Origin of the sequence: Lysinibacillus sp. NPDC056232, assembly GCF_042267565.1 — a bacterium.
Classification (GTDB): Bacteria; Bacillota; Bacilli; order Bacillales_A; family Planococcaceae; genus Lysinibacillus.
On sequence record NZ_JBHJTF010000001.1, the window covers coordinates 137,203 to 149,749 of the forward strand.

The window sequence follows — 12,547 nt, forward strand, 5'->3', positions numbered from 1 at the left end:
GTATTACCCAAATAGCAAGAGGAGGTGTTCATATGGATGGAATTACTATCATCTCCGCTTTGCTTGGACTCATCGTTGGTGCCGCTGTTAGCTATATCTACATGAAAAAAGTGAATGACTCAAAAATCACTGGTGCTAAACATGTCGCTGAAACAATCGTTGAAGAAGGAAAACGAGAAGCGGAGGCATTGAAGAAAGAAGCACTACTTGAAGCCAAAGATGAAACTCACAAATTTCGTACTGAAGCAGAAAATGACATTCGTGAACGTCGTTCAGAACTTCAGAAACAAGAGAACCGTTTATTGCAAAGAGAAGAGAATCTTGATCGCAAGGATGATGCTCTAAATAAGAGAGAAGCAAGTTTAGAGCGTAAAGAACAAGCTCTAAGCGAAAGACAACAGCATATTGAACAGATGGAAAGCAAAGTGGACGAGCTCGTTGCCTCGCAAAAAACAGAGCTAGAAAGAGTTTCTGCTTTAACTAGAGATGAAGCAAAAGCTATTATCTTAGGAGAAGTAGAAAAAGAACTAGCAACTGATATTGCTGTGATGACGAAGGAAGCTGAGACACGTGCGAAGGAAGAGTCAGATAAAAAAGCACGTGAAATTTTATCACTGGCACTGCAGCGTTTTGCAGCAGACCACGTTGCAGAAACAACAGTATCTGTCGTGAACTTGCCAAATGATGAAATGAAAGGTCGTATTATAGGTCGTGAAGGTCGTAATATTCGAACTTTGGAAACGTTAACAGGTATAGATTTAATTATTGATGATACTCCAGAGGCAGTTATTTTATCAGGCTTTGATCCGATTCGTCGTGAAACGGCTCGACTTGCACTTGAAAAACTTGTACAGGATGGCCGCATTCACCCTGCTCGAATTGAGGAAATGGTGGAAAAAGCTCGTCGTGAGGTGGATGAACAAATCCGCGAAACAGGTGAGCAAACAACATTTGAAATAGGCATTCATAACTTACATCCAGATTTAATGAAGATTTTAGGCCGCATGAAATATCGTACAAGCTATGGACAAAACGTCCTAAAACATTCAATTGAAGTCGCATATTTAGCAGGCTTGCTTGCTGCAGAACTTGGTGAAGATGTAGCATTAGCTCGCCGTGCAGGCTTATTACATGATATTGGTAAGGCAATTGACCATGAAGTTGAAGGTAGCCACGTCGAAATCGGTGTGGAATTAGCAACAAAATACAAAGAACATCCGGTCGTTATAAACAGTATTGCTTCTCACCATGGTGATACAGAAGCAACATCTGTTATTGCCGTATTAGTAGCTGCAGCTGATGCGTTATCAGCAGCTCGTCCAGGTGCTCGAAGCGAGACGCTTGAAAACTATATCCGTAGACTTGAAAAGTTAGAGGAAATTTCCGAAAGCTATGATGGTGTAGAAAAATCCTTTGCGATTCAGGCTGGTCGTGAAATACGTATAATTGTACAACCTGAAAAAATTGATGACTTAGCTTCACATCGCTTAGCGAGAGATATCCGTAAGCGAATTGAAGAAGAACTTGATTATCCAGGCCATATTAAAGTAACGGTTATTCGTGAAACACGTGCCGTAGAATACGCAAAATAATGGTAAATGTTAGAGGCTTCTCTAGATGAAAATCTAGAGAAGCCTTTTTTATAGGTGAAATTGTCATGATTGAAAGCTTTCTATCATAAAGAAAAGAAAGGGGTTAATGATAATTTCAAAGAAAGTTGTGATCGTAATGATTGATATGCATACACATATTTTACATGGAGTAGATGATGGTCCGAGAACTGAAGAAGAATCATTACAAATGTTAAAGCGTGCTGTAAAAGAGGGAATTACGGAAATAATATCAACTTCTCATGCCCTTAAACCGCAGTTTCATGTAGACTATGCAACCGTAGTAAAACAACTAGACAGCTTACGTGAATTAATCAAACACCACGATATACCGCTAACATTACATACCGGACAAGAAGTTCGATTAAATAATCATATTGGCAACCTACTTAATGATAATCAGCTACATGTGTTGGCAAACTCAAAGTATGTGCTGATTGAATTACCGTCAAATATAATTCCTATTTATACAAATGACTTGATGACAAAATTATTAATAGCAGGGTATACACCTATTATTGCCCATCCAGAACGGAATCGTGCTATTGCTAAGAATCCGAGTCGGCTAGAGGTCCTTATACGTAATGGTGCATTTGCTCAAATTACAGCTGGAAGTCTTAGTGGACATTTCGGAAAAAAAATTCAAAAATTTTCATTAGAGCTTGTTCGAGCAAATTATGTACATACATATGGCTCGGATGTTCATAATTTGACTACAAGACCCTTTCATTTTGAGAAAGGACTTCGATATTTAGAAAAGAAAAAAGAATTAGATGCAGTTGATATTTTATTGGAAAATAATAAAAGAATCATTAATAATCAACCTTTAATTTTACTGGAGCCTGTGGAATTAAAACAACGAAGTATTTTCTCTCTAAAAAGATAGTGTAGAAATAGCAAATCAATGGCTCATACTAGTTTGTGGTTGACTGTTCAAACATGTCCTCTCGTAATGGAGTGGGTCACGATGAAATAGCCATCACAACTTTTGGTGACGAACCCGAAATGTAGAAGAATTTGGTTAAATAGAGGCTAAAAAATAAGACCATTTCAGTAGAGCTGTGCTAGATGTAATAGGACGTCAGTGCGGTTTTTTGTTTTTAAAGTTATATGTTTTTTAATTTGTGAATAGACTAATAAATAAAGTGAAAAGTCTATGCTGGAGGGATATTGTTGTGAATGAAGTTATAACACTGCAAAATTCATGGAAGATAATAAAAAAAAGAGGATTACTTATTATTTTACTAGCCATTTTTGGGGCGGGCATTGCCGCAACAGTGAGTAGTTTTATGATCACACCGATTTACGAAGCAAAGACACAAATTTTAATCAATCAAAAGGAGTCAAAAGCGCAACAAGTAGCTACAGACTTACAACTTATAAATACGTATAACGTAATTATTACTAGCCCAGCCATTCTTACAAAAGTTATTGATCGTCAGTCATTATCAACTACTCCAGAACAATTAATGAAGAGGATTATTGTTTCGAGTGAGCGGAATTCACAAGTAGTGACTATTCAGGTTTTAGACAAGGATGCTAAGAAGGCAGTCGATATTGCGAATGAGGTGGCAAATGTCTTTAACGAGCAGGTTCCTGTTTTAATGCAAGTGGATAATGTAAATATTTTATCCACTGCTAAATTACCTGAACATCCGAAGCCGGTAAAGCCAAAGAAATTGTTCATTATCGTAGTGGCTGCGGGAATTAGTTTATTAATAGGTTTCGCGCTTTCTTTTTTATTGGATTTGTTAGATTCGACTGTAAAAACGGAAGAAGATATTGAATCGATTTTGAATGTGCCTATTATTGGGATTGTCAGTTCATTTTCATTAAATAGAGAGGGCGATTTATCTTTTCGAAATCGTAAAATAAGGAGGGGCCATTAATGTTTTTTACGAAAAAAAAGAAAAAGCTCTCCACAATGGCAAGAAAGCTTGTCACAATCTCAGATTCTAAATCTATTATTTCCGAGCAATTTCGAACAATCCGCACAAATATTACATTTTCAATGTCGGATACAGATTTAAAGACTATTTTAGTGACTTCATCGATTCCAGCTGAAGGCAAATCGACAACTGTAGCAAATATAGGAATTGTATTTGCGCAAGAAGGAAAAAAAGTACTTATTATCGATGCAGATATGAGAAAACCAACTTTGCATCATACGTTTCATGCTGAAAACGTAACCGGACTTTCGAACGTACTTACTAGACAGTCGCCAATTTATGATGTTATTCAGGAGACACCTATTGATGGTCTTAATATAATGACGAGTGGTCCAACCCCACCAAATCCTTCTGAGTTATTGGCGTCTAATCAGCTAAAAGCGTTAATCCTAGAAGTAAGTAGAGATTTTGATTTAATTTTCTTTGATGCCCCGCCACTATTACCTGTAACAGACGCACAAATATTATCCAATAAGTGCGAGGGAACTTTACTCATTGTAAATTCTGGTGTTGTTGAGAAGATGCAGCTCCAAAAGGCTCACAGTATTTTAAAAGCGTCGCAGGCAAAGCTTTTAGGGGCTGTGCTTAATAATTGTGAAATGCAGTCCGAATACTATTATTAATAAAAATGATAAGTAATGTTTAAATCAATGAGATATTCTTCAACCCGATCGATTAATAGGTTTAGGAGCTAAGGGCATTCTTTTATTGGGCTCATATGATAGAGATTTTATTTGCAGCGGATGGTGATTATTTTTGTATTATATTCTTATATTCCTCTTAATATATGCTGTGATAACTAGTGAGCTTCTACGTGGAAAATATGAGCATTTCATTCGTTTCACCATCATTATTTTATTTGTCTTTTCTATTTGTCTGGTTGGTTTTCGTTATCAAGTTGGTACTGATTACGCAACATATGAGACATGGTTTCACTTATGGTATGACGAGCCATCTATCGAGTGGATTTATGCAATGCTAAATTATTGGGTAAAAACTAGTGGTGGGCAATTTTACTATGTAACATTTTTTATGGCTGTTTGGACTCATAGTTTTGTGTTAGCAGGTATTCGAAAATGGGGTTTGAAAAATGAACAACTAGTGCTAGGTTTTGTTATTTTTTGCAGCTCCTATATGTTTTACTTTATGAACGGGATGAGACAAGGTGCAGCAGTTGCAGTATTTTTATTTGCCTCCTATTTCATTGTAGAACGTAAGTTTTGGAAATACCTATTTTGGCTAATAATTGCTGCGGGTTTTCATATTTCCATCCTTATAGTACTACCGTTGTATTGGTTACCTCATTTAAAAATCAAAAATAGTGTTTACATTGGCGCCATTTGCTTAGCATATATAATTGTAGCAACTGGGATTGCAGGGCAATTGTTCGAAATATTGTTGAATGCAAGCTTTTATAACGCAAAGTACGAATCCATCTTAATGGGGGATGAAGATTTAACAGCTACAAGTAGTAGTTTATTTAGTCCTGGCATATTAGTATCGGTCGTGACATCCGTAGTACTCCTCTCTTTTAGAGAAGGTTTACCTTCAAAGTACAATGTAGCCATAAATTTTTATATGATCGGAATGATCATTCAAATATTGGCTATTTCTACATATATGTACAATCGATTGGGTATGTATTTTCAAATTTTTAATATTATTTGTAGTGCAGTACTATTAAAAAATATTCAGGAACCACGATTGCGATTTATAGCACACTTTTTTTTCTATGCAATATTATTCGTCGTTATGTATAAAGTAGTTATTTATAGTGCTGAAGAGGGGAATTTTATTTATAAAAATATCTTCTCAGAGGGCCATACAAACTGGATTTTCAGTGAATAAATTTTTATTGAATTAGGAATGAAAGGATGGAATTAATGGATACGGTTTCCGTAGTTATTCCGGTCTATAACAAAGGGAAATATGTGATAGAGTCTGTTCAAAGTGTGCTACAGCAAACGTATCCGTATTTTGAAATTTTACTTATTAATGATGGCTCTACTGATAATGGTGAGGAATTCATGCTACAACTACAGCGCCAGGACTCTCGAATTCGTTATCTACACCAATCAAACCAAGGTGTTTCTAAAAGTCGAAATAAGGGCATAGAGCAGGCAACTGGAAAATATATATGTTTTTTAGATGCTGATGACTTGTATCATCCACACTTTTTACAAAAAATGATTGCAAGTATTAGGGATAATGAGGTTTGTTATTGTGGGCAAAATTTAGTCTATGACAATGGTAAGCACAAAAAGGGGCCAATGAAGTTTCTAAAGGGCGATATTTTAGAAGCGTATTTCTATAATAAATGCACCCCTAATACGAATAGCTGGATGTTTAAAAGGGATTTTATTTTACAGCACCATATACAATTTAATGAAAATCTAGACTGGGGAGAGGATATGCTCTTTTATGCACAAGTTTTAACCTTCAATACAGCAGTTCAATGTGTAAAAGACTACCTAACGTTTTACCGTGTTGGGGTAAAACAATCGTTGAGTACTGTTAATATAGATAAATTATATAAAGATATTGATTGGTTAAGTGAATATAAGGTCTTTTTAGAAAAGGTAGATCTTCCCCTTTCACGTAAACAGGCTGTTTTGTCTGCCATTGATGGGTATCGATTACCTGCATTACTCATTTATGGTTTATGGTTGAATAAAAAAATAATCAGTAAAAGAAAGTATGATCAGGTGCGCCAAGAGGTCGAAAATTTGATTAAACCAATCCAACTAAATAATGGTTTAAGGAGCTTAAAGTTATATTTTTACAGTAAGTTCATTTAGTAAGGCAAGGACTCGGTTTTCCATTTATGCAAACATTTGCGGAATAGTAGCTTCTTTTAAAGAGTATATTTTGTTGAATGCAAAAAGAAGTACTGTGAATAATTTAGAGGAGTTGTATACTTTGAAAATTGGGTTTGTGCATAGTGAAAAATCCTATTTACCTGAAATACATGCCTATGAGGCTTACTGTAATAACCAAGAAAAAATAGTAGCTGAAATCATCACAAATGAGGAACTAGTAGATATAAATGATAATGACTTCGATGTACTATGGAAATTCCCTGGAATTGATGTAAGGCGAAATTTTAAAAATGTCAAAGTCATTCACGAATATAATTCATTATCTACTGGCAATTTCCCATTAATCAAAAATTATTTGAAACGAAAGTACAATATGACGCCAGATGGTAAAGTATTTTTAAATGAAAAAGTGAAACGTGATATGAACACAGCAGATAAAATGCCAGTATTAATACGAGATATGGGCATAGCCAAACAATTTTTTACACAAAATTCAAAAAAAGAATTTGACTTTGTTTATGTAGGAGCTATGGGGAGGAATAGGGGGTTGTCATTTGCTCTACAGCCCTTTACTTCAACACTAAAGCATAAAAGTATTCTATTAATCGGCAGGCCAGATAATGATTTATATGCACAATATAAAAATAATGCAAATATCATTTTTACTGGAGTAATACCTTATGCCGAAATTCCAAGTATTGCATCCAAAGCAGTATTTGGATTTAACTATATGCCAGATATATATCCATTCAATGTACAGGCTTCTACAAAATTACTAGAATACTGTGCACTTGGCTTGAAAATTGTGACGAGTGAATATTTATGGCTACGTGAATTTGAAAAACAAAGAGATGGTTGTTTTTATAAATTAAATGCGAATCTAGATAATTTTACATCAAACGAATTAGACCGTTTTCAATTTAAGACGCCAGATGTGCAGGATCTTGAATGGAATCAACTTTTTCATAAAATCGATCTTTTAGGATTTTTGAATCGTGTGGTGCGGCATACAGCTTTTTAGATATATAAGTTGACTTAAGAATTCTCCATACTGTTACGTACACATTCGCACTGGACGTAGGTTCCGCATGAGCCCACAAAATGTGTGCGGTCTCATTCTTCTAGTTCATGCGGCATGCTAGGCGCGAATGTCCACAGTATTGCTTACTCGCTCGAATCTTTAGTTCAATATATAGGCCAACTCATTAGGTAAATGACATATGATTAGAAAAGTTGGAGGTTGATAAATATGAAGGAAATAAGGAACGGAGCTATTCTTTCATATCTATCAATTTTTCTGACTTTTTTTGTCTCTATTGTGTATACGCCTATTATGATACAAATGCTCGGTCAAGAGGAATATGGGCTTTACGCATTAATGATGGTACTTGTTGGGTATTTTTCAATTTTGGATCTGGGCTTTGGAAATGCGATTGTTCGATATATTTCGAGAAATCGTGCAACTGGTGACAAAGTAATGGAAGCTGCATTAAATGGATTCTTTTTGAAATTATTTATTGCCATTGGCTTCATAGCACTTGGAATTGGGTTCATTTTATATACGCAAATGGATATGATTTTTGGCAGTAGTTTAACAATTGAACAACTGAATAAGACAAAAATGATGCTGATTTTCATGACAATCAGCATGGCACTGCAGTTTCCATTAAGTGTTTTTACATCGATTTTACAAGCATATGAAAAATTTGTCTTTATCAAATTCATCTCGCTTTCACAAGCTATTCTGCAGCCGCTTACGATGTTGTTCTTTTTATTAAATGGAGCAGATTCAGTGGCAATGATCGGCATTGTCGCTTTTTACAACGTTTTGTTTTTAATGATAGAAGCTTTTATTTGTATGAAAATCCTTGATATTTCATTTACCTTTAGACGAAATAGTGGGATTTTAAAGAAGGAAATTTTTGTTTTTGCCTTTTTTATTTTTGTCACAGTCATTGTGGATAAGATTTACTGGCAAACGGATCAAATGCTATTAGGAATTATAAAAGGAACGACAGATGTTGCGGTTTATGCAATTGCTATGCAAATTGTGATGATATTTATGTCCCTTGCTTTAGCGATTAGTAACCTCTTTTTACCTAGAATGTCTATTTGGGTCACAGAAGAAGATAGTGTGAGCCAAATTAATCAATTGTTTATAAAAGTAGGTTCAATTCAGTTTTTGATTATTAGCTATGTGCTTGGGGGTTTTTTCCTTTTTGGAAGAGAATTTATTGCCATGTGGGTTGGGCAAGAGTTTTTAGATGTGTATAAAATTGTGCTAATTATCATGCTTCCTTTTACAATCGACCTTATTCAAAATTTAGGTTTAAGTGTGTTAAAGGCGAAAAATTTATTTAAGTTTCGGACATTACTTTTAATTAGTATTGCTCTCGTTAATTTAGTTCTTTCCATTCCAGCGATTCAGTTTTTTGGGTTAATGGGAGCTGCGATTATTACAGCTTTCTCTTTATTAATTGGCAATGTTATTATCATGAATGTTTACTATTATAAAAAATTGCAGCTAGATATTAAAGGATTTTGGGCAAGAATTATTAGGTTATTAGTTGGGGTTTCTTTAGCAACAGCTACTATGAAATTAATCGTAAATATTTTTAATCCAAAAATATCGTGGGTTTCATTAGTAGGCTTTATTTTGTTATATGGGCTTTTTTTAGGAATAAGTATTGTGCAGTTTGGTCTAAGTGGTAATCAAAGGAAAATAGGTATACTTATGGTCAAAAAATTATATAGCAATATATTGAATAAGAGAATAGAGCAGGAATAGTTTGAGGAGGGCAAAGGAGTGGGTGTAAAAGTTAGTGTCATTTTACCAGTATATAATGCAGAAAAATATATTGGAAAGTGCTTGGAAAGTCTCAGTCAGCAGAAGCTCCGAGAAATCGAAATTATCGCGATAAATGATGGAAGTCAGGATCAGACCCTATCCATTTTAAATAAATATAGAGCGTTAGATGAACGAATTATTATTTTTAATACGCCAAACAGAGGGGTAAGCTGCGCAAGAAATTTAGGGATTGATAAAGCAACGGGAGACTATCTAACTTTTGTTGATGCGGATGATTGGATTGAGCCTACGATGCTAGAAAAGCTTTACAAGGCTTGTTTAGACACGGGCTGTGCGATTTCAAAATGTGATGTTTCCTTTGTAACTCAGGAAGAGATATCTAAGTTGAACTATGCATCACAGAAGTATCAATTGTACGACACTTTGGCATTTTTTGAAGCGTTATTTACTGAGGTTTATGAGAATCATTTTGGTTATGCCTGCGGTAAATTGTATGAAACCTCGTTTATTCAGAAGAATGGGCTACTATTTGAAGAAGACATGAATTTTGCAGAGGACACGTTGTTCATTGCAAAAGCAGTTGTTCAAAACGGCCATATTTGTTATGTTCCTCAGCAACTTTACTATTATAATATAGCAAATGAACATTCTTTAACTAGAGGAGGCGTGCAAAATTTACAGGAGAAATATGAAGTACTCTATAATCGACTTCAAGAAATACTAATAAAAGAGAATGTATTTAAGCAAGTAGAAAATAGTTTTTTAAATTACCAATTAGAAGGTTTAATGAATGTAACGCACAATAAACATGGCCTTACAAGTAATTATCATCACATAACAAGTGTACTTAAAATGGAGATACAGGATTTTCTACAAAAATATCCAAATGTAATAAAGGTAAAGCCTCTAGGAAAAAGTAAAAAGAAGCAATTATTGCTTTTCTTATTAAGAGTGAAAGCTTTGCATTGCTCCACCGTGCTTATTTATTTCAACTTGAAAAGAAATAAAGTGATTTAAAGTTAATGATTACCAAAATATGTACTTGATTGTACTTTCCGCCTATAGTGAAACGTGCTGCTGTAAACTCTAATTGCTGGATGTGGTTGCCAAATACCTTTTACTGCTCATTGCGAATCCCTGTGAGAAGGTGGTAAACTAAAGTGTGCTAATTAAAGAAAGAGTGGTTTTGCAAAATGAAAGTACTATTTATAGGGGATATTGTCGGTTCCATTGGTCGCGATGCAGTGGAAAAATATTTACCACGCTTAAAGAAAAAATATAACGCAGACGTTATTATTGCCAACGGTGAAAATGCAGCAGCAGGACGTGGAATTACACGTAATATTTATAATGACCTATTGCAAATGGGTGTAGATGTTATTACAATGGGCAATCACACTTGGGATAATAAAGATATTTTTGATTTTATAGATGATGCAGATTATTTAATACGCCCTGCAAACTTTTCAAGTGATGCCCCAGGTAAAGGTATGGTGCAAATTTCAAAAAACGGTGTAACACTATCCGTTATTAATTTACACGGTCGAGTGTTTTTACCTCCTCATGAGGATCCATTTGCGATGGCAGAGAAATTAATCGAAGAAGCACATAAAACGTCACCGCTTGTATTCGTGGATTTTCATGCAGAAGCGACAAGTGAAAAAATTGCCCTTGGGTGGCACTTAGATGGAAAGGCCTCGGCAGTCGTTGGTACACATACACATGTACAAACAGCCGATGCACGTATTTATCCAAATGGAACAGCCTATATTACGGACGTTGGTATGACAGGTCCATACGATGAAATTTTAGGGATGACGAAGGAAAGTGTCATTTATAGATTCCAAACAAACATGCCATCTCGTTTTGAAGTGCCTAAAAAAGGACGCGATGTGTTAAGTGGTTTCTTTGTAGACATTGATGATAAAACAGGAAAGGCTCGACATTGCGAGCGAATTTATATAAACGAAGATTATCCGTTCCAAGCATAAGAAGAGAAACTATTGTGTATAAAAAAATGCACAATAGTTTTTTGTTTTGAAAATTTGTTAATTCAATGAAATTAAAGCATCATAATAAAATATGACTCTTCGGCAAAACGAGGGGTTGATTTCCGCTCCGACTGGGCGCTTTGTTGCTGACGCTTCGCTTTCGCACAGAGCAAAGCTTCCTGGGGGCGTCCGATGAGCCGCTTGGGCCAACACGATGTTGGTCACGAAGGCGTTATCACAGGATGTGATGCTCTTAGCCTTCGTTCCCCTATGTGCTCGCTCCAGGGTCTCATCTGTGACGCTAATCCCCAAGGAGTCGCCCAGTCTCCGCTACAATCAACCTCTTCATTTAGCATGTATTTTCTGGCATGTTAATCTAATTTATAGGGATAAAATCAAGCTTCAACAAGATGCGTTATTTGTGCGAAAGCGAAGCGGCAGCAATGATACATATATACAATCACCTTAACTGTTTTAAGTTTCTATTCTGAAGAGAGTAACCATTAAGGTTCACTTTTGAAATACTTAAATTTTATAAAAGTTCTACACTATTGTTGATTGCAGTGGAAGGCAACTCGACTCCCGTGGGATAGCGAGACAGGCGAGACCCTGCACGGAGCGTAGCGGAGGAAGCGGCTCGACGCTCGCCCACAGGAAGCTCTGCTCTGCGCGAAAGCGAAGCGTCAGCGGCAAAGCGAGTAGCCTGGAACGGAAATCACCCTCACGTTTTCATGAGCTCCACTACTTTTAATATGATATCTTTATTTCATTGATCCAGTAAATTTTCTACGTTGAATTTTCAATCTTTTTAGATTGTTTTGATATATAAGAAATGAAAATAGTCTATTTCCTTCTCGCCGAGCATAAAATGACCTATCGACAATAACTTGAGGTCCAAACAAGGGGGACATGAGTTGTTGAGCGTAAACACTATTCGCGAAACGGGGAGGAATAATTGTGGATTCATTAAAAGTATCATCACGCTCTAATCCAAATTCAGTTGCAGGTGCATTAGTCGCGGTAATCAGAGAAAAAGGGCAAGCAGAAATGCAGGCAGTTGGGGCAGGGGCACTTAACCAAGCCGTGAAAGCAGTGGCCATTGCACGCGGATTTGTAGCGCCAAGTGGCACAGATTTAATTTGCGCACCGGCGTTTGCCGATATTTTAATTGCTGGTGAGGAACGTACAGCCTTAAAGCTTCTTGTGGAAAAACGTGTTCGATAAAAAGTAATAAAGTAAAATGCCTTGCACATAATAAGCTGCAAGGCATTTTTTTTGTTTTAATAGGTTGCGTAGTTCGTGCTTTACATATTTGTTAATACGTATCCCATATTAGTTTATTTCCGTTCCAACTGGGCGGCTCCTTATG

At 35.9% G+C, this 12,547-nt stretch carries 12 protein-coding genes; 11 read left to right on the forward strand and 1 reads right to left on the reverse strand.

Annotated elements, in window-relative coordinates:
* Positions 1-32: 32 nt before the first annotated feature.
* The 10 genes from rny (at position 33) to ACFCYJ_RS00730 (ending at position 11,178) form a co-directional block, all read left to right on the forward strand.
* Complete coding sequence (gene rny, locus ACFCYJ_RS00685; RefSeq protein ID WP_376069323.1) at positions 33-1,592, forward strand: ribonuclease Y; 1,560 nt, start codon at positions 33-35, stop codon at positions 1,590-1,592.
* 106 nt (positions 1,593-1,698) lie between these two features.
* Positions 1,699-2,496 (forward strand): tyrosine-protein phosphatase, encoded by a 798-nt coding sequence (locus ACFCYJ_RS00690; protein ID WP_376069326.1) that lies wholly within the window; start codon positions 1,699-1,701, stop codon positions 2,494-2,496.
* Positions 2,497-2,785: 289 nt separating this feature from the next.
* Positions 2,786-3,499 carry a YveK family protein gene (locus tag ACFCYJ_RS00695; RefSeq protein ID WP_376069329.1) on the forward strand — a complete coding sequence of 238 codons (714 nt, stop codon included), beginning with the start codon at positions 2,786-2,788 and terminating at the stop codon, positions 3,497-3,499.
* Entirely contained in the window at positions 3,499-4,182 is a 684-nt protein-coding gene (locus tag ACFCYJ_RS00700) for a CpsD/CapB family tyrosine-protein kinase (protein WP_376069332.1), read from the forward strand. The genes ACFCYJ_RS00695 and ACFCYJ_RS00700 overlap by 1 nt, the downstream gene beginning before the upstream one ends.
* Before the next feature lie 133 nt (positions 4,183-4,315).
* Positions 4,316-5,407: an EpsG family protein gene (locus tag ACFCYJ_RS00705; RefSeq protein ID WP_376069335.1), complete on the forward strand. Its 1,092-nt coding sequence runs from the start codon at positions 4,316-4,318 to the stop codon at positions 5,405-5,407.
* A gap of 35 nt (positions 5,408-5,442) precedes the next feature.
* On the forward strand, positions 5,443-6,357 hold the full coding sequence (locus ACFCYJ_RS00710; protein ID WP_376069337.1) for a glycosyltransferase family 2 protein: 915 nt from the start codon (positions 5,443-5,445) through the stop codon (positions 6,355-6,357).
* Positions 6,358-6,478: 121 nt separating this feature from the next.
* Positions 6,479-7,399: a glycosyltransferase family protein gene (locus tag ACFCYJ_RS00715; RefSeq protein WP_376069340.1), complete on the forward strand. Its 921-nt coding sequence runs from the start codon at positions 6,479-6,481 to the stop codon at positions 7,397-7,399.
* A gap of 228 nt (positions 7,400-7,627) precedes the next feature.
* Complete coding sequence (locus tag ACFCYJ_RS00720) at positions 7,628-9,166, forward strand: lipopolysaccharide biosynthesis protein (RefSeq protein WP_376069343.1); 1,539 nt, start codon at positions 7,628-7,630, stop codon at positions 9,164-9,166.
* A gap of 18 nt (positions 9,167-9,184) precedes the next feature.
* On the forward strand, positions 9,185-10,204 hold the full coding sequence (locus tag ACFCYJ_RS00725) for a glycosyltransferase family 2 protein (RefSeq protein WP_376069346.1): 1,020 nt from the start codon (positions 9,185-9,187) through the stop codon (positions 10,202-10,204).
* A 176-nt stretch (positions 10,205-10,380) separates the two neighbouring features.
* The gene (locus ACFCYJ_RS00730) at positions 10,381-11,178 is read left to right on the forward strand and encodes a TIGR00282 family metallophosphoesterase (RefSeq protein WP_376069349.1); all 798 of its coding nucleotides are present in this window, start codon (positions 10,381-10,383) and stop codon (positions 11,176-11,178) included.
* A gap of 57 nt (positions 11,179-11,235) precedes the next feature.
* On the opposite strand, the gene ACFCYJ_RS00735 is transcribed toward ACFCYJ_RS00730, so the two are convergent.
* Complete coding sequence (locus ACFCYJ_RS00735) at positions 11,236-11,490, reverse strand: hypothetical protein (RefSeq protein ID WP_376069352.1); 255 nt, start codon at positions 11,488-11,490, stop codon at positions 11,236-11,238.
* Positions 11,491-12,135: 645 nt separating this feature from the next.
* Between ACFCYJ_RS00735 and ACFCYJ_RS00740 the strand changes: the two genes are divergently transcribed.
* Positions 12,136-12,402, forward strand: coding sequence for a stage V sporulation protein S (locus ACFCYJ_RS00740; protein WP_010858535.1), 267 nt, complete (start codon positions 12,136-12,138; stop codon positions 12,400-12,402).
* Positions 12,403-12,547 lie beyond the last annotated feature (145 nt).

What these genes read in the sequence shown, in the direction of transcription:
- rny (WP_376069323.1), top strand. Translation starts at nt 33, where the DNA reads ATGGATGGAATTACTATCATCTCCGCTTTGCTTGGACTCATCGTTGGT.
- ACFCYJ_RS00690 (WP_376069326.1), top strand. Translation starts at nt 1,699, where the DNA reads ATGATAATTTCAAAGAAAGTTGTGATCGTAATGATTGATATGCATACA.
- ACFCYJ_RS00700 (WP_376069332.1), top strand. Translation starts at nt 3,499, where the DNA reads ATGTTTTTTACGAAAAAAAAGAAAAAGCTCTCCACAATGGCAAGAAAG.
- ACFCYJ_RS00710 (WP_376069337.1), top strand. Translation starts at nt 5,443, where the DNA reads ATGGATACGGTTTCCGTAGTTATTCCGGTCTATAACAAAGGGAAATAT.
- ACFCYJ_RS00720 (WP_376069343.1), top strand. Translation starts at nt 7,628, where the DNA reads ATGAAGGAAATAAGGAACGGAGCTATTCTTTCATATCTATCAATTTTT.
- ACFCYJ_RS00730 (WP_376069349.1), top strand. Translation starts at nt 10,381, where the DNA reads ATGAAAGTACTATTTATAGGGGATATTGTCGGTTCCATTGGTCGCGAT.